At 34.1% G+C, this 18,653-nt stretch carries 18 protein-coding genes; 7 read left to right on the forward strand and 11 right to left on the reverse strand.

Annotated features, from left to right (window positions below):
• Nucleotides 1-47 precede the first annotated feature (47 nt).
• The 4 genes from leuB to H3T54_RS03170 all read left to right on the forward strand — a co-directional run bounded on the left by leuB (nt 48) and on the right by H3T54_RS03170 (nt 4,019).
• Nucleotides 48-1,127, forward strand: coding sequence for a 3-isopropylmalate dehydrogenase (gene leuB / locus H3T54_RS03155; RefSeq protein ID WP_086363822.1), 1,080 nt, complete (start codon nt 48-50; stop codon nt 1,125-1,127).
• A gap of 65 nt (nt 1,128-1,192) precedes the next feature.
• Complete coding sequence (gene leuC / locus H3T54_RS03160; protein ID WP_086363823.1) at nt 1,193-2,602, forward strand: 3-isopropylmalate dehydratase large subunit; 1,410 nt, start codon at nt 1,193-1,195, stop codon at nt 2,600-2,602.
• Between the two features lie 10 nt (nt 2,603-2,612).
• Nucleotides 2,613-3,215, forward strand: a complete 603-nt coding sequence (leuD, locus tag H3T54_RS03165; protein ID WP_198220882.1) for a 3-isopropylmalate dehydratase small subunit — start codon at nt 2,613-2,615, stop codon at nt 3,213-3,215.
• A gap of 39 nt (nt 3,216-3,254) precedes the next feature.
• Entirely contained in the window at nt 3,255-4,019 is a 765-nt protein-coding gene (locus H3T54_RS03170) for a class I SAM-dependent methyltransferase (protein ID WP_198200778.1), read from the forward strand.
• 38 nt (nt 4,020-4,057) lie between these two features.
• On the opposite strand, the gene H3T54_RS03175 is transcribed toward H3T54_RS03170, so the two are convergent.
• From H3T54_RS03175 to lptC, 4 genes are read right to left on the reverse strand one after another with little or no spacing between them, the layout of a single operon-like run.
• Complete coding sequence (locus H3T54_RS03175) at nt 4,058-5,473, reverse strand: RNA polymerase factor sigma-54 (RefSeq protein ID WP_198221137.1); 1,416 nt, start codon at nt 5,471-5,473, stop codon at nt 4,058-4,060.
• Nucleotides 5,474-5,479: 6 nt separating this feature from the next.
• Complete coding sequence (lptB, locus tag H3T54_RS03180; RefSeq protein WP_110447227.1) at nt 5,480-6,205, reverse strand: LPS export ABC transporter ATP-binding protein; 726 nt, start codon at nt 6,203-6,205, stop codon at nt 5,480-5,482.
• Nucleotides 6,206-6,760 carry a lipopolysaccharide transport periplasmic protein LptA gene (gene lptA, locus H3T54_RS03185; RefSeq protein ID WP_198220884.1) on the reverse strand — a complete coding sequence of 185 codons (555 nt, stop codon included), beginning with the start codon at nt 6,758-6,760 and terminating at the stop codon, nt 6,206-6,208.
• Between the two features lie 3 nt (nt 6,761-6,763).
• Nucleotides 6,764-7,330: an LPS export ABC transporter periplasmic protein LptC gene (gene lptC / locus H3T54_RS03190; RefSeq protein ID WP_198200787.1), complete on the reverse strand. Its 567-nt coding sequence runs from the start codon at nt 7,328-7,330 to the stop codon at nt 6,764-6,766.
• Nucleotides 7,331-7,713: 383 nt separating this feature from the next.
• Between lptC and H3T54_RS03195 the strand changes: the two genes are divergently transcribed.
• A complete protein-coding gene (locus H3T54_RS03195; RefSeq protein WP_198220886.1) occupies nt 7,714-8,307 on the forward strand; it encodes a CHAP domain-containing protein in 594 nt (197 codons plus the stop codon).
• A gap of 98 nt (nt 8,308-8,405) precedes the next feature.
• Here H3T54_RS03195 and yccX read toward each other — a convergent pair whose 3' ends face one another.
• From yccX to manD, 5 genes are all read right to left on the reverse strand, one after another.
• Entirely contained in the window at nt 8,406-8,684 is a 279-nt protein-coding gene (gene yccX / locus H3T54_RS03200; RefSeq protein ID WP_198220888.1) for an acylphosphatase, read from the reverse strand.
• Between the two features lie 83 nt (nt 8,685-8,767).
• Nucleotides 8,768-9,451 carry a GntR family transcriptional regulator gene (locus H3T54_RS03205; RefSeq protein ID WP_110447222.1) on the reverse strand — a complete coding sequence of 228 codons (684 nt, stop codon included), beginning with the start codon at nt 9,449-9,451 and terminating at the stop codon, nt 8,768-8,770.
• Nucleotides 9,452-9,609: 158 nt separating this feature from the next.
• On the reverse strand, nt 9,610-11,121 hold the full coding sequence (locus tag H3T54_RS03210; RefSeq protein WP_198220890.1) for a mannitol dehydrogenase family protein: 1,512 nt from the start codon (nt 11,119-11,121) through the stop codon (nt 9,610-9,612).
• A gap of 51 nt (nt 11,122-11,172) precedes the next feature.
• Nucleotides 11,173-12,507, reverse strand: coding sequence for an MFS transporter (locus H3T54_RS03215; RefSeq protein ID WP_110447220.1), 1,335 nt, complete (start codon nt 12,505-12,507; stop codon nt 11,173-11,175).
• A gap of 22 nt (nt 12,508-12,529) precedes the next feature.
• Entirely contained in the window at nt 12,530-13,744 is a 1,215-nt protein-coding gene (gene manD / locus H3T54_RS03220) for a D-mannonate dehydratase ManD (RefSeq protein WP_034902860.1), read from the reverse strand.
• A gap of 300 nt (nt 13,745-14,044) precedes the next feature.
• Here manD and H3T54_RS03225 point away from each other — a divergent pair, with 300 nt between their 5' ends.
• On the forward strand, nt 14,045-14,617 hold the full coding sequence (locus tag H3T54_RS03225; protein WP_198220892.1) for an aminodeoxychorismate/anthranilate synthase component II: 573 nt from the start codon (nt 14,045-14,047) through the stop codon (nt 14,615-14,617).
• Between the two features lies 1 nt (nt 14,618).
• Complete coding sequence (gene pabB, locus H3T54_RS03230; protein WP_198220894.1) at nt 14,619-16,358, forward strand: aminodeoxychorismate synthase component I; 1,740 nt, start codon at nt 14,619-14,621, stop codon at nt 16,356-16,358.
• Between the two features lie 61 nt (nt 16,359-16,419).
• On the opposite strand, the gene H3T54_RS03235 is transcribed toward pabB, so the two are convergent.
• Complete coding sequence (locus tag H3T54_RS03235) at nt 16,420-17,004, reverse strand: membrane integrity-associated transporter subunit PqiC (RefSeq protein ID WP_198220896.1); 585 nt, start codon at nt 17,002-17,004, stop codon at nt 16,420-16,422.
• Complete coding sequence (gene pqiB / locus H3T54_RS03240; RefSeq protein ID WP_198220898.1) at nt 17,004-18,641, reverse strand: intermembrane transport protein PqiB; 1,638 nt, start codon at nt 18,639-18,641, stop codon at nt 17,004-17,006. Before pqiB ends, H3T54_RS03235 begins: the two co-directional genes overlap by 1 nt.
• Between the last annotated feature and the right edge of the window lie 12 nt (nt 18,642-18,653).

Genomic DNA, 18,653 nt, shown 5'->3' on the forward strand with positions numbered 1-18,653 from the left:
TTAATAACGAAATACTTAAAATATAATTAGATTGTTAAGGAATAGATATGTCACAAAATTACCATATTGCAGTATTACCTGGTGACGGTATAGGCCCAGAAGTGATGAAACAAGCCTATAAAGTGTTGGATGTTATTCGTCAAAAATATAACCTAGCCATTACAACTAGTGAATATGATGTGGGAGGTGCTGCAATTGATATTCACGGTTGCCCACTACCAAAAGAGACATTAGAAGGATGTGAAAAAGCTGATGCTATCTTATTTGGTTCAGTTGGCGGTCCAAAATGGACAAATTTACCACCAGACCAACAACCTGAACGCGGTGCTCTATTACCATTACGCAAACATTTTAAATTATTCGCCAATATGCGCCCTGCTAGTTTATATCAAGGTTTAGAAGAATTATGTCCGTTACGTGAAGATATTGCTAAGCGTGGCTTTGATATTTTATGTATGCGCGAGTTAACTGGTGGTATCTATTTCGGTTTGCCAAAAGGTCGTGAAGGAACAGGTCCACAAGAGCGTGCTTTTGATACTGAAGTTTATCACCGCTTTGAAATTGAACGAATTGCCCGTATGGGATTTGAAGCAGCCAAAATCCGTCGTAAAAAAGTAACGTCTGTAGATAAAGCAAATGTTCTACAAACTTCCATTTTATGGCGTGAAGTTGTCAGTGAAGTAGCTAAACAATACCCTGATGTCACATTAGAGCATATGTATATTGATAATGCCACTATGCAATTAGTGAAAGATCCTGCACAATTTGATGTATTACTTTGTTCTAACTTATTTGGTGATATCCTATCAGATGAATGCGCCATGATTACTGGCTCAATGGGAATGTTACCTTCTGCTAGTTTAAATGAAGATGGCTTTGGTTTATATGAACCCGCCGGTGGTAGTGCACCAGATATTGCAGGTAAAAATATTGCTAATCCTGCTGCACAAATTTTATCATTAGCACTATTAGTCCGTTATAGTTTAAAACGTGATGATATTGCTAAAGCCATTGAAAATGCAGTGAATAAAGCTTTAGAACAAGGAACTCGCACTATTGATCTTGCTCGTGGTGGTAGTTATGTTTCTACCGATGAAATGGGCGATACCATTTGTCGTTTAATTTAATTTTTAAAGTAAGGGTTAATATATCTTATTAACCCTTTTGTAAGAATATTAAAGGAATATCAGCAATGTCTACAAAACCAAAAACATTGTATCAAAAATTATACGATGCACATGTTGTCTATGAAGCACCTAATGAAACGCCTATTTTGTATATTGATCGCCATTTAGTCCATGAAGTTACTTCTCCACAAGCATTTGATGGCTTACGAGCAATGAATCGTAAAGTTCGTCAACCGCACAAAACATTTGCTACCATGGATCACAATACTTCAACGAAAAGCAATGATTTAAGTGCTTGTAGTGAAATGGCGCGAATCCAATTAACTGAATTAGCCAAGAATGCAGAAGAATTTGGTGTATCTTTATATGGGTTACAAAGTCCATTACGCGGTATTGTGCATGTTGTTGGTCCAGAACAAGGGATGACATTACCTGGTATGACCATTGTTTGCGGAGATTCTCATACAGCAACACATGGTGCTTTTGGCGCATTAGCTTTTGGTATTGGGACATCGGAAGTTGAACATGTTTTAGCCACTCAAACGTTGAAACAAGGTCGAGCTAAAACAATGAAAATTGAAGTCAAAGGTAAAGTAGCTGATGGTATTACTGCAAAAGATATTATCTTAGCGATCATTGGTAAAACAACCAGTGCTGGTGGTACTGGTCATGTAGTTGAGTTTTGTGGAGAAGCAATAACTTCTTTATCAATGGAAGGCCGAATGACATTATGTAATATGGCAATTGAAATGGGGGCTAAAGCTGGATTAGTTGCACCAGATGAAACCACTTTTGAATATTTAAAAGGACGACAATTCTCTCCTAAAGGCGATGACTTTGAGCAAGCTGTCGCTTATTGGAAAACCTTAAAAACCGATGAAGGTGCACACTTTGATACCATTGTTACTTTGGAAGGTAAAGATATTGCGCCACAAGTAACTTGGGGAACTAATCCTGGTCAAGTAACCGCTATTGATTCTCAAGTACCAAATCCTCAAGATTTTTCTGATCCAATTGAAAAACATTCAGCAGAACGTGCATTAGCCTATATGGGGTTAACCGCTGGAACTAAAATGTCTGATATTAAGATCAATAAAGTATTTATTGGATCATGTACTAATTCCCGTATTGAAGATCTTCGCGCTGCAGCTGAAGTTGCCAAAGGTCGTAAAGTTGCCGATGGAGTTCAGGCCCTTGTCGTACCAGGTTCAGGTCCAGTACGAGAACAAGCTGAAGCGGAAGGATTAGATAAAATTTTTATCGATGCTGGATTTGAGTGGCGTTTACCAGGATGTTCAATGTGTTTAGCGATGAATGATGATAAATTAGCACCAGGTGATCGCTGTGCATCTACCAGTAATCGTAATTTTGAAGGTCGACAAGGCCGTGATGCAAGAACACATCTAGTCAGCCCTGCAATGGCAGCCGCAGCAGCCATTACTGGTCATTTTACTGATATTCGCAAACCATTTTAAGGAGGCTGTCATGGCAAAATTTACAACACATACAGGATTAGTCGTTCCTTTAGATGCAGCGAACGTTGATACCGATGCAATTATTCCTAAACAATTTTTACAAAAAGTTACTCGTACTGGATTTGGACAACATGCGTTTCATGAATGGCGATTTTTAGATGATGCCGGTAAAAAACCTAATCCTGAATTTATACTAAATAAACCACGATATGCAGGCGCGAGTATTTTATTAGCTCGTGAAAACTTTGGTTGTGGCTCATCTCGAGAACATGCACCATGGGCATTAACTGACTATGGATTTAAAACTATTATTGGCTCGAGCTTTGCTGATATCTTTTATAATAACTCATTCAATAATCAACTATTATTAGTTAACTTGTCTGAAGAAGAAGTAGATGAGTTGTTTAAATTGGTTGAAGCCAATGATGGAATCGAATTCACTATCGACTTAATAAATGAAGTCGTGATCGCGGGTGATAAACAATATTCATTTAAAATTGATGCCTTCAAACGCCACTGTTTATTAAATGGTTTAGACAACATTGGCTTAACCCTGCAACATGAAGATGCTATCAGCTCTTTTGAGCATAAAATTCCTACATTCTTAAATTAATTTATTTAGGCGCGCAAGCGCCTTGTATAGGAATAATTAATGACAACCCATCATGATAAAGTAAATCAACAGTTCGGCCAGCAAGCTAACGCCTACTTAACCAGTAAAGTTCATGCTCAAGGTGCTGATCTTGAATATCTAGCCAGTTTTTTAACTAATTATCCTAATGCTGAATTTTTAGATATGGGATGTGGAGCAGGCCATGTCAGTTTTATTGCAGCAAAACAGGTTAAACACGTAACAGCTTACGATCTATCGGAGCAAATGTTAGCGGTGGTTGAACAAACTGCGAATGAACGTAACTTAAAAAATATTACCACCGTACAAGGTTATGCTGAACATCAACCATTTGACGATAACTATTTTGATATTGTCGTCAGCCGTTATTCTGCCCATCATTGGCAGGATGTGGGTAAAAGTTTGCGTGAATTACATCGGATCACCAAACCAAATGGTAAATTAATTATTATGGATGTCGTTTCTCCTGGTCAACCTATTTTAGATATTTGGTTACAAACAGTTGAAGCACTACGTGATACATCCCACGTACGCGACTATACGCCTGGCGAATGGTTGACATTTTTAAGCGAAGCTGGATTTACTATTGATAAGATTCAACGCCATCGTTTACCCTTGATTTTTGATAGTTGGATAAAACGTATGCGTACACCGAATAATTTAGTGGATGCGATAAGAACTTATCAAATAAGTGCATCTCAAGATACAAAATCTTACTTCGAATTACAATCAGATGGATCTTTTACCTCTGATATGATGACTATCGAAACACAAAAAGTGATTTAAAAATTAATAGTAAAAGAATCGAAAACAGCCAATTATTATCAAAGCTGTTTTCGTTGATTTGACGGTGGTATCGATAAAGATTCACGATATTTAGCAACCGTTCGACGGGCAATAATAATCCCTTGATTTTCTAAAATTGAAACTAGTTTACTATCACTTAAAGGTTTTTTAGCATCTTCTTCAGAAATATATTTTTTAATTAAAGCCCGAATTGCTGTCGATGATGCTTCACCACCAGATTCAGTATTAACATGGCTAGAGAAAAAGAATTTCAACTCAAATATACCATTAGGGCATTGTAAATATTTTTGCGTTGTAACGCGTGAAATTGTTGATTCATGCATATCAATCGCCATAGCAACATCTGACAAAATCATTGGTTTCATATATTCAGCACCATTTTCAAAAAATTCTTGTTGGTGCTCAACAATAAATTGACTCACTTTTAATAGTGTCTCATTACGATTTTCGACACTTTTAATAAACCAATTTGCATCTTGCAAATGTGCGCGAATGTATTGGCTATCACTTTCATTACTAATTTTTTCCATTGCCGCATATTGTTGATTAATGCGCAGTGTCGGAACGGTATCGCTGTTTAATTCAGCTATCCATTTCCCATCCATCTTTTTTACCACAAGATCAGGAATAACATAATCCGGAGGTAAGGTATTGACCGAATCACCAGGATAAGGTTGTAAATGCTGAATAAAATTAATGGCTTCTTTTAACTGTTCATCCGTCGCATTTAAGCGTTTTTTTAATGTTCGATAATCATGATTTGCTAATAAATCTAAATAGTTATCAATAATCTGTTTAACTAATACAGGCGAAGTTAAATGCTGAGTTTGAATAGACAAACATTCTTGTAAAGATCTCGCTCCAACCCCGATTGGATCAAAATGCCAAATTCGCTTTAAAACTGCCTCAACCTCATCAAGTTCAATTTGACTATTGCCTTGTTCCTCTAGAATTTCTTCAGTTGAAACGGTTAGATAACCTCTGTCATCAATAGCTTCAATAATCGAAACAGCAATTGCACGATCAATGTCACTAAATGGTGTTAAATCTAATTGCCATTTTAAGTAATCATGCAATGTTTCATGTGTTTCACCTTGATAGATTGGTAACTCATCATTACGATAATCTGAGTGAGTTCCTGAGGGAGTACCAGCTGTGTAAATATCATCTAATGAGGCATCTAATGGAATATCCTCGGGGATTTCTTGGCTATCTAATGCTTCACGAGTATCAATATTTTCGTTTAGTTCATCTTGTTCAACATTAATTTCATCATACTGATCGGCAATCTCTAATAATGGATTGTTTTCGAGTACAGTTTGAATTTCTTGACGTAATTCTAAAGTCGACAATTGCAACAATCGAATAGCTAATTGTAATTGTGGCGTCATTGACAACTGTTGCGAAACCTTCAGTTGTAAGCCTTGTTTCATCATAATCTATAATCTAAATTCATGTCCTAAATAAACACGTTTAACATAGTCATTATTTAATATACTATCTGGTGTACCTTCAGCAATTAAATGTCCCTTATTCACTATATAGGCTCGTTCACAAACATCAAGTGTTTCACGAACATTATGATCGGTAATCAGTACGCCTAAACCACGATCACGTAGGTGTTTAATAATATTTTTAATATCAATTACCGAAATGGGATCTACACCCGCAAATGGTTCATCAAGTAAAATGAATTTAGGATTTGCCGCTAATGCTCTAGCTATCTCAACTCGTCGTCGTTCTCCGCCGGATAATGATTGACCAATATTGTCTCGGATATGGGTAATATGAAACTCTTCAAGTAACTCTTCTGCGCGATTAATCTTTTCATTTTTATCAATATCATTGCGAGTTTCTAAAATAGCCATAATATTATCAATAACGGAAAGCTTTCTAAATATTGACGCTTCTTGAGGCAAATAACCTATTCCTTTTTGCGCTCTCTCATGTAATGGCAAAATACTGATATCATGATCATCAAGGTAAATTTTTCCGGCATTTAAAGTCACAATACCAACCACCATATAAAAAGTAGTTGTTTTACCAGCACCGTTAGGACCAAGTAAACCAACTATTTCACCAGAGTTTACAGTTAAACTAACATCTTCAACAACTCGTCGTTTTTTATAAACTTTAGCAAGATTTTCCGCTTTTAAAATTGCCATTTATTTATTCATCTCTTTTACTTGACTTGGAATGATAGTACTTTTCACTCGGCCTTTTTTACCTGGTTGTGCAACTATTTGCTGTTTTTTCACATCATAAGTAATAATTGAGCTACTGATATGGTTATCTTGTTGAAATAACTCTGCATTACCTTGTAATACTATATTATTTTCTTTAACATTATAGATAACCTGTTGTGAATGACCGGTCACAATTTTTTTATTTTGTGGAAGAATTTGTTTATATTTTACCGGTTTACCATATGCAGTTATTTTTTGTTTACTTGTATCTTGCATATCTGTAATCACCACTTTATCTGCCCATATCGTCAAACCATCTTGAATAATCTGAACATTACCACTAAAAGTAATAATATTTTTATCAATATCAATTTGTTGGTTATCTGCATCAACGGTAATTGGCTTATTATCAACAAACATCTTTTGATCTTTTGAGGCGGATGAAGTATCTACGTTAGTCTCATCAGCAAAACAAGTAAATGATGCACATAGCATAAAAAATAATGGAAAAAATGTCTGTTTTTTTGATCTCATTTTTTATTGAGCCTCACTATTATAAAAAGTTTTTACATTTTCAAGTATATTTGCTGTTTTTTCGCGCAAATTACCAACCAATCCCACACCTGTTGAGAAAAAGCCAGTTCCCTTGATTTTTACTGGATCTTTAGAGGTGACTAGTTGCGTTGTTAAATCAACCACTGCATCATCAGTTAATACTTGCTGTAATTGAGAATCGGCTATTAAATTAGTTAATGTTACATCTTGATAAAGGTAAATTAGTTTATCTTTTGTCAAAGTCGCTCGTTTTGCTTGAATATGCCATGTTGCGGTATGATCCTGATCATAAAGTGTAACTTTAGGTAAATCAAAATCAGTATTTTCATTATTATCAAAATGCTCTACTTTACCCGATTCAATTTTATATACTATATTACCGGATAAATCATAGACATTGGTAACCATATCTTCACTTTGATAAATTGGCATTTCAGGCTGATTTGCATTTGATGGCGTACTCAACACGTCATCATCATTTTGATAACTATAATAAACACCAACTATTAAAATAAGAAGCAAGAAACAGATTAAATTTTTTTTATTCATAGTTTACGTTAATTACCTGAATAAGATTAATCAATAACGCAGGCATATCATTATGACAAATCATCTAAATATTAATTTATTTTACTTTATTTTTTATTAAATTAATATCTGACATTGCAAGAAGTTAAATGACATTCTGATAATAATTCAGATACATTAATATTAATACCATAAATACCTCAAAATATACCAATAAATATATTTTAATGTATTTGAATTTAAAGAAAATATAATGCTCTTCATTGATTGATCAATTATTTACTATAATATATCATTTAATATATAAAATTTTTAGTAATATAGAGCTATTATGCTTAATTTTTAAGTCTGAAAATTAGCTATAATCAATTAATAATGATTAAAAATATTAATAGGAAATCAATATGTTATTTAGATTAAAAAACAGTCTCTATTTATTAACTGTTTTATTAATGCTGGAGTTAGCTAGTTTTTATCATTATGCTTATGCTGATTTAAATGTTAATGAGAGTAAAATTGGCACAGTTGTCGACGAATTCAATGGAGTTAAAGTTTACTATAATGGCAATATAAATCATGTCAGTAGTCGCAATGTAGCTAAAGATGGTTATAATTTAGGTCTTAAATATCAATGTGTTGAATTTATTAAACGTTACTATTATGAACGTTTCAATCATAAAATGCCGGATAGTTATGGCCATGCAAAAGATTTTTTCGATGATTCTATTCCTGATGGCAAAATGAATACCAGACGTAATCTACTTCAGTTCCATAATGGATCAACCACCAAACCTAAAGTAGAAGATATTATTGTTTTAGGCTGGTCTCAATACGGCCATGTTGCTATTATCAGTAAAGTTAGCGACAACGAAATCGAAATTGTTCAGCAAAATCCAGGACCTAACGCAAGCAGTCGGGTGACTTTTCCGTTAATTTATAAAGATGGATTATGGAAAATAGAAGGTTATCGTGTTTTCGGATATTTGCGTAAACGTTAAACAATTAATTAAATAATGGTTTATAAATAATAAACCTTTCAATGTTAACTTTGTTTAACAATAGGCTATTATTATAAAATACCTTATTAGGTATAAAATTAATATTTGATATTAAAAGCATTTAATTGGTTTTCAGGAATTAATTCTGTAACATTTATCGCCGTTATACGGGCTGAAACTGGTCCGCCCTGTTTAAGCCATTGTATTAATTTAGCAATTGATATGCTATCCCCTTGTATTAGTATTTCTACATCACCATTATCTAAATTTTTAACATAACCAACTAAACCCAGTTTGGTAGCTTGTTGATAAGTAAAGAAGCGAAAACCAACACCCTGTACATGACCACACACTCGAATTTTAACTTGTCGTATCATAATAGAAAGTCTCAATTATTATTTATAATAATTAATCTCATTATAAATATTTTTTCTTAACTTAACCTTATTATTTACCTAAGCTAATCAACAAACCAATCATTACGTTGTTGTGAGACTATATTTATGGTTTGTAGAATAGTAGATAAATGTTCATGCAGCGCCAATGCCGCCATTTCCGGATCATGTTTTTTTAGTGCCATAACGATTTTTTTGTGTTGCTTTACTAAGTCTTCTGGTGGAGAAATATCTTCTAAGGTGAGATAGCGAACTCTGTCCATCATTGCTTTGATATTTTCGACCGTTTCCCAAGCCATTGGACAATCGATAACATTCATTATAATTTGGTGAAATTCGTCATCTTTTTCCAAAAAAGAACGAATATCTTTTCGCTTATTGGCATCTATTTGTTCGGCAAGATTTTTATCCAATAATACCAGATCGGATTCGGTAATTTCTTGTGCTACTCGTTTAATAATTGCACACTCAACGGCTTCACGGATAAATTGCCCATCAATCACTTTTTTAATGGAGATTTTAGTTACAAATGTGCCTCGCTGTGGCAAAATTTTAACTAACCCGGCTTCGGCTAACTTGATAAATGCTTCACGAACTGGCTGACGTGATACATTGAATTGACTTGAAATCTCTTTTTCAGAAAGTAAAACTCCCGGTAACACCTGACAAGTAATAATCGCTCTTCTTAATGCACGATAAACTTGCTGATTAACCGGCTCAGAAATATTTAATTCAATAAGTTTAAACATATACCATTTTTATGTAATAAAATTAAATTACAATAAATAGTAGGTGATTTTTAAATATAAGAAAAGTTTTTTTAAAAAATACTATATATTTTAAATAACTAGAAATATGATTATAGAAGGTGTAATGACTAAAATAAGCTATTACACCTTAGTTATTATCAATTATTGTTAGTTGCATTTATAGTACTAAAAAGTTCAGTTAAATTTTTAACTGTCTGTTTAGCACCTAAATCTCGCAATGCTAGGTAAGCATTTGTTACCTTATCGACAAAAAGTTGATTATGCGGTAAGTCACTACCAAACACATGAGTTAAAGACAATAACGCTTTTACTCTATTTTCATCATCGGCACTATTTGCGACAAGCTCGTTTATTTGCATAATTGAAGGATCACTTACCTCAATAGATTTACCCGCATCATCAACCCCACTAACGTAGCGCATCCAAGCAGCAACACCTAAAGCAAGACAATCAAATGCAGTATTATTATTAGCTACATGATAACGAATTGAATCAAGCATTCGTTGAGGTAGCTTCAATGTTCCATCCATTGCAATTTGCCATGTACGATGTTTTAAACCGGTATTTCGATAACGATCAAGTAATGAATCAGCATAAGCAGAAAGATCAACATCTTTAACTCGCAACGTTGTTGCTTGTTCATTTAGCATTAAATGTCTAGCAGCTGTAACATAATTATTATCCTGCATACATTCATCTATATGTAAATAACCGGCTAGATAGCCTAAATATGCAAAAAAAGAATGGCTACCATTTAACATGCGTAACTTCATTTCTTCATATGGCAATACATCATTAACTAATTCTGCACCTGCTTTTTGCCATTGGGGGCGCCCTGCCACAAAATTATCTTCAATAACCCATTGCCTAAATGGTTCACCAGCAATACCAGCAGGGTCATCAATACCACCTAGTTGTTTGTTTATTTTTACCATAGTTTCTGGCGTTGCAGCTGGTACGATTCGGTCAACCATTGTAGATGGAAATGTAACATTATCATTGATCCATTGGGCTAAATCAGGATCTCGCTGTTTAGCCAATGCTAAAACAACATTACGTGTAACATGCCCATTTTCAGGCATATTATCACAAGACATCACCGTAAATGGTTTTAATCCTTGTTCTTTACGTAAACGTAATGCCTCAACAATGACGCCCGGAACAGATTTGGGTGCATAAGGATAAGAAATATCATGACTAATTAATGGATTATTAGTATCTATGGATGCTGTCGAAGGTAGATAGCAATAGCCTTTCTCAGTTACGGTTATCGATACAATCGCAATTTCAGGACGAGTCATCACCGCTAAGACTTTTTGTATTCCATCAATATCTGCATGTAATGCTTCTTTTGCAATACCAACAACGCGGGTATTCCAATTATCATAAGACATTTCACAAACACTAAATAAGCAATCTTGTTGTTTTAAATCTTGAATTTGAGCTTCACCACCAATCAAGTTAACTTCACAGTATCCCCAATCGCTATCATGCTGTGTAGCTAGTATATCCGTATAAACAGCTTGATGAGCACGATGAAAAGCGCCAAAACCGAGATGAACAATTTTGGTTTTAATTTTGCTTCTATCATAAGTTGGAACAACTACCCCCTTAGGTAGTTGTGATAAAGTTTGATTTGATAATCTCATAAAAGTCTCTAATTAATAATTAATTAAACAATAATCATTTATTTTGTAGTTTTATTTTCCTACCCATTGCTGATATTCTTTTTTAATTTTATTAGGTGCTGTTTCAGGCAATAACGCAATACCAATAACAGATAAAATACCTAATGTACCAACATATAAGGCTAATCCAGAATAATGTCCACTACACATTTGTAAAATCTTAACTGCACAAAGCCCTAAAATACCACTTCCAATTAATGAACCAACCTGCCATATCAACGCTATACCACTACAACGAATTGCTGTCGGAAATAATTCTGGGAAGAATGATGCTTGTGGTGCATAACACATAGCATGACCTATAGGTAAAACAATTATCATTGCTAATTGAATTAATATATAATTTTGTGTATTGACCATTAAGAAAAATGGAACTATAAAAATTACTTGCAGAAGAGCGCCAAGTATATAGACTCTTTTTCTTCCCCATTTATCCGATAAAGCGCCCATTAACGGGATAGTAAAAATCTCGATGACTACAGCAACAATTATTGCATCTAATACATAACTTTTATTAAATTGATTTACATTTACATAGGCTAAAACAATCACTGTAAACATGGCAAATGAACATGCTTCAATTAGTTTTGCACCAACCCCTTTAGCAACAATCCCCGGATAATTTTTCATAACATCTTTCAACGGCATTGAAGATTCAACAGCTTTAGTTTGTCTAATTTTTTCAAAAACAGGTGATTCGTCAATACGTAATCGGATAAATAATCCCAATATAACTAAAAGTAAACTTAATAAAAATGGTATTCTCCAACCAAAATCAAGCATTTGTTCTTCTGAAAGTAATGATGTTAATAAAGCAAAAAGCGCTGAAGGTAACAAAAAACCAAGTGGTGCCCCTATTTGCACCCAACTAGAGAAAAATCCGCGCTTTTCAGGCGGAGAATATTCCGCTGTCATCAACACCGCACCTGCTTGTTCGCCACCAACACCAAATCCTTGTAGAACTCTAATTAAAATTAGAATTACAGGTGCCCACCAACCAATTGATGCATAAGTTGGTAATAAACCAATAACGAATGTTCCTAATCCAACAATTAAAATAGTAATGACTAACGCTTTTTTTCTTCCTACTTTATCGCCCATATGACCAAAAACAATACCGCCAATAGGTCTAGCAAAAAAACCTACTGCATAAGTAGCAAATGCTGCAAGAGTGCTAATAAAAGGATCATTACTAGGAAAGAACAGTTGACCAAAAAAGAGTACTGCTGCCGTTCCATATGCAAAAAAATCATAATATTCTGCAGCAGTTCCAATAGATGATGCAACAGCTACACGCCTTATAATATTCCGTTTTTCTTTTTCTTCCATTGTTTCTAAAGTTGACATATTAATTTCCTTCATTTTTTAATTACCAATTCCACAATGTGCCATCTTCTAGACGAGCAATTGGCAAATAAGCAGGATTGTATGGATATTTTGCTGCAAGTTTTTCATCAAAATCAATTCCTAATCCGGGTTTGTCACTTGGATGCATATAACCATCATTAAAGGTCCAATTAGGCGAGAAAACTTCTAACATCTGTTCGGAATAACCCATAAATTCTTGTACACCAAAATTAGGTACCCACATATCAAAGTGCAGCGCCGCTGCATGACAAATTGGTGATAAATCAGATGGACCATGCGAACCAGTTCTAACTTGATAAAGAGCCGCAAAATCAGCAATCCGGCGCATATGTGTAATACCACCAGCATGAGTTATCGTGGTTCGAATATAATCAATCAGTTGTTCTTCAATTAATTGTTTACAATCCCAAATGCTATTGAATACTTCACCGACAGCAATTGGTGTTACGGTATGTTGACGAATTAAACGGAAGCACTCTTGATTTTCTGCAGGTGTCGGATCTTCCATCCAAAATAGTCGGTAGTCTTCAATACTTTTGCCAAATCGTGCTGCTTCAATTGGGGTTAAACGATGGTGCATGTCATGCAATAAATGTTCATTAAAACCAAATTTATTTCTTACTGCTTCAAATAATTTTGGTGTGAAATCAAGATATTTATCGGTTGCCCAAAATTGTTCTTCAGGATAATTACCTCGAGTAGCCGGCTCATAAGCTAAATTTTTACCTTTACTTTGGCCGTATGTGGTCTTCATTCCTGGTATTCCACACTGAACACGAATGGCTTTAAACCCCATTTCCTTATGTTTGGCGTAATCATCCAACGCTTCTTCAATATCTTTACCAGTGGTATGGCAATAGACCATGACACCAGTACGTGAAGCTCCACCTAATAACTGATAAAGTGGCATATTGGCTACTTTACCTTTGATATCCCATAACGCCATATCAATTGCTGATATCGCTGACATGGTCACTGGCCCTCGACGCCAATAAGCACCTTTATAGAAATATTGAAATATATCTTCAATTTGACTAGCATCTCGGCCGATTAACTGTGGACAAAGATGATCTTTGAGATATGATGCGACAGATAGCTCTCGTCCGTTGAGTGTCGCATCACCAACTCCATATACGCCTGAATCTGTAGTGATTTTTAATGTGACAAAGTTCCTTCCTGGACTACACACAAAAACCTCTGCTTTTACGATTTTCATTTGATACCTCTGAAAAATGATTAATGAGCAAACTTTAATTCTAATCATACTACCATACAAGTAGATTAGAAAAATTGTGTGATATTGATCACATAAATATTAACTTTATGAGAAATAAGTAATAAAAAACCCCGCTCCTCAAATTTTTGAGAAACAGGGTTTTTAAATGTCTAGTATAGTCGTAGATAGTTTTTTTAATAAGTAATTAATTACTTTATATAGCATCGCTTTTTATAATAAAATCACCAGTCACTCGTTAAAACCTCCTTTATTTATAATTATTAAGCATTGGGTACTATTTTGATTCTTCTAATTGATAATTACGATTCTTTTACTTTTAATATCTATGATTACCTTTGCCGTGCAGGAGCCGAAGTTATGGTCATCAAAAATGATGAAAAATCTATTGATGAATTAAAGCGATTATCGTTTTCCAAAATGGTCATTTCTCCGGGGCCGGGAACACCCGATAATGCCGGAATATCATTATCGGCGATCAATTGTTTTGCTAATCACTGCCCAATACTTGGCATTTGTTTAGGTCATCAAGCGATTGCCCAATATTTTGGTTATAGCATTGTTAGAGCCCCAGTACCAATGCATGGTAAAATTGATGAAATTACACATGATGAGCAAGGCTTATTTGTCGGGATTAAAAATCCACTCTCCGTGGTTAGGTATCATTCTCTAATTGCCCACCCTAATTTGCCATTAAATGAGTCACCTTTAATAGTTACCGCTAAAAATAGGCAAGGATTGATTATGGGATTACGACATAAAACACTGCCAATTGAATCGGTACAATTTCACCCAGAGGCAATTAAGACAGAATCTGGTTTAAAAATAATTAGTAACTTTGTTAATGGTAATTAATATGAAAATTTATATCGATTTTGAAGGTGAACGTAAATATTTTTGTGATCCAATCAAAATTATAAAATCAAACGATTATAGAGCTATTAAACAACGCATTGATGAAATAGAAAGCTTCACAAATAAAGGTTATTACGCTTGTGGTTATCTTGCTTATGAAAGTGCTATGGGGTTTAGTGAAAACAATAAAACCAAAGTTATAAAAAGCTCAAATCTTGATTTACCATTACTATTATTTGGTATTTTTGATAAGTATACGAGTGAGCCGATTCCAGATTCAAATCACTTTTCACCACTATCGTTAAAGTTATCTTGTGATACTGATATTAACGAATATCAGCAAAAAATTGACTATATTCACTCGCAAATTGAATTAGGTAATACTTACCAAACCAATTATACCATTCAATTTAGTGCACCATTTAATAGTAATCCTTTAGATTATTATTACTTTCTACAAAAAAATAATCTTGCCAATTATTGTGCCTATATAGAATTTGAAAATTATCATATCTTATCTATTTCTCCTGAGCTATTTTTTAAATTAGAAGATAAAACTATTACAACGAAACCAATGAAAGGTACTACCGCCCGAGGATTGACGACACAACAAGATAAACAACAAGTAGAGTTGTTGCGTTCAGAAAAAAATCTTGCTGAAAATATGATGATTGTCGATTTACTGCGTAATGATTTGAGCAGAATTTCAAAACCAGGATCGATCACCGTCCCACACTTATTTACCGCAGAAAAATACCCAACGGTATGGCAACTAACCTCGACAATTCAAGGAATATTAAAAGATAATATTAACCTATATCAACTATTGCAAGCACTGTTCCCATGTGGCTCAATCACTGGAGCACCTAAAGCAAGTACCATGCATATTATTAGTAATATTGAGAATTCAGCTCGTGGCGTGTATTGTGGCTCAATTGGTTATATTGACCCTTTTATGAAAAAGGCGATATTTAATATTCCAATACGTACCTTAACCATTAATAATCAACAGTTGAATTATGGTGTTGGTGGAGGCATTACTTGGGATTCAAGCGCCAATGATGAATATAACGAAGTCCTAGCGAAAACAGCTATTTTGCATAGAACTTTATCTATACCTGAATATATTATTGAAACCTTATTGTTAGAAAATGGAGAGTTTTTGCTACTTAATGCACATTTAGACAGATTGAACGACTCAACGCAATATTTTGATTTTAAATGTGATATTCAAACAGTCAAACAGACACTAACGAAGATAGCCCAAAAAAATCCATTAGGAAAATATAAAGTTAGACTTCTACTATCTAAATCTGGACAATCGGAAATAAGCATAGATTTGCTCACTACCTCAATGGTGATTGACAATATAGCTTTTGCGCCTAAAAGTGTCGATAAGCATAATGTTTTTCTCTATCATAAAACAACCAATCGGCAACATTTTCCTCAATTGACAGTTGGTCAAGAATATATCAATTATAATCAAAATGATGAAATTACCGAGTTTGTTAATGGTAATATCGCCCTATTAATTAATGATAAGTGGATAACTCCTGCCATTACATCAGGACTATTAGCTGGCACTATGCGACAACATTATTTAAATCAGCATAAATTAATTGAGAAAACGATAAACAAAAAAGATATTTTACAGGCCGATAAAATAGCATTTATTAATAGTGTTCGAGGTTGGGTTGAAATTGAAGAGCAGGTATTTAGTGAATTGAAAAAACAGTTATAATAATTTGAAATTAACTATCTATGACATTCCGCCATTATATCGGCGGAATGTTAAACAATAACTAATATTTGATTGAATTCGCAAATTCTAACTCTTCATCTTGCCAGCCTTGCGATAAGGCTTTTACCAGTGCGCTATAGCCATTTTTTGCCAACGGAACACTGCGTTCAATAACTTTAGTCCTAATTTGTCCTTTATTATCTGTCACTACCCAGCGCCCTTTTATCACTGCATCCCCCTTATAACTACCATGGAAACCATCAATAAAAAGCTTAATTGTTAAGGTAGGTGTAGTAATAGATTTGGTTGAGACTAAATAATTAGGTAAAAGTTGAGTTAGATCCTGCGATAATCTATCTGCAAATTGTTGAGACAATGTTGAGGCCCATAAATTATTAGTTGCTGTAACATATTTTATATCTTGTGTTTGTAAAACAATGCCTGATTTATTTAAAAAACTGGCTACTTCAATAGACTCAATCCAAATAAACTTATTGGTCGAGTGAGTCGTCACTGAATCAACATTAACTAAATTACTTGTTAATTGAAAATAATTTTTTCTTTCGGTATTTGATGAACAACCCACCATTACCGCTAATAATGCTATCAATAGTGTAATTTTAAAACATCGAATCGATTTGAACATTATTTATTTCCTCTGGCTTTTGGTTCTTCATCTTTTTTGTTTGGTGAAGAGAAGATCAATGCGTTACTTTTATTATTTAGCGTATGAAGTAAAGGAGTTAATTCATCCATCATTTGCTGAATTTTCTGTAAACTTTCATTCATTTGTGTATTAAGTTGTGAACCTGGTTGTATTCCTTTCATCGCTTCATTTAATGAACGCATAGCTCTTTGTAAATCTTTAGGCATATTTTGCATCTCTTTACTTGCCATAATTTGATTTATGGTATTCATTAAGCGTTGACTCGATTCTAAGGATTTATTAAATTGCTCCATAGTATTGTTAACAGGTAAACTATTAAAATTATCTAATAATTGCAGTATTTTTGCTTGAATTTGCGCAAATCCAGTTGATGTAGTTTCAATAGTATCGTATCCATATTGTTTAGCTAATTTAGTATCATATTTGTCTTTTAACTCTGGATAAAAATCTAAATCAATATAAAGTGCCCCCGTAAACATATTTGAAGTCTTTAATGATGCTCGCAAACCATTTTTTTGCTCATTTATAATTAAATTAGCAATATCTATCTTATCTTCTACCAATTCAGCTAATCTGTCAGGTTCGATTTTAATTAGTATCGGTACTCTTTGATTAAGGATTGATCTTTCTTGCAACATTTCTGTGGTATAAAACGGTACTTTACTTACTGTACCGAGCCTTATGCCATGATATTCAACTGGTGCACCTTCGGTTAATCCCGATATTGAGTCCGTAATCATAAGTAGGAATTCTTTATATTCAGTATATTGTGAATCTTGAATCGACTTTCTATCTTCATATAATTTATATACATCATGTTGCTTAGCCGGTTGTCCTAATTTTGCCCCATCAGGTAAATCAAAGCTAATACCGCCTGACATTAGAACATCTAAAGAAGGCACATCTAAACTGGCACCACGAGAAGATAACGTTAAATTGATTCCCCCTTCTTTCCAAAACCGTACATTTTCAGTAACTAATGCATCATAAGGTGTCGTAATAAAAATTTGATACTTCATTTTACGTGCTTCAACATCAAACTGTGACGTTTCAACATTACCAACATGATAGCCGCGAAACATCACTTTAGCACCGCGTGGCACAACACCACTTTGATCGCTATCTAAATTTAAACGAATTCCCTTTATGCTTGGATCTGATAAGGGCGGTGCATCAGATAGAATAAATGGATTATTTTTAAAGCTATGAGTATCATTCCCTGAAACAAGCTCAATATAGACACCCGATAAAATAGTTCCTAGCCCTGTCACACCATCACGACCAATTTCAGGTTTAACCACCCAAAATATTGAATCATTTTTCAAAAGCGGATTCATGTCGTTATAGATTCGACCTTTGATTACGACTTGTTTGTAATCATCAGATAATGTCACTTCATCAACAATACCAACATCAACGCTGCGATTTTTTATGACTGTTTTACCAGCTACAATACCACTTGCATCTTTAGCCAATAAGGTAAAAGGAGTACCTCGATCAGCAAAATGGGCATAGATAATCCATAAACCAACAACTGCGGTAACTATGGGAATAATCCATATTGCTGAAATTGCTCTAATTTTAATTATTTTTGCTGATTTATTTGAGCTTGCCATATTATTCCTATT

Source organism: Gilliamella sp. B14384G10 (assembly GCF_016101685.1).
Taxonomy (GTDB): Bacteria; Pseudomonadota; Gammaproteobacteria; order Enterobacterales; family Orbaceae; genus Gilliamella; species Gilliamella apis_A.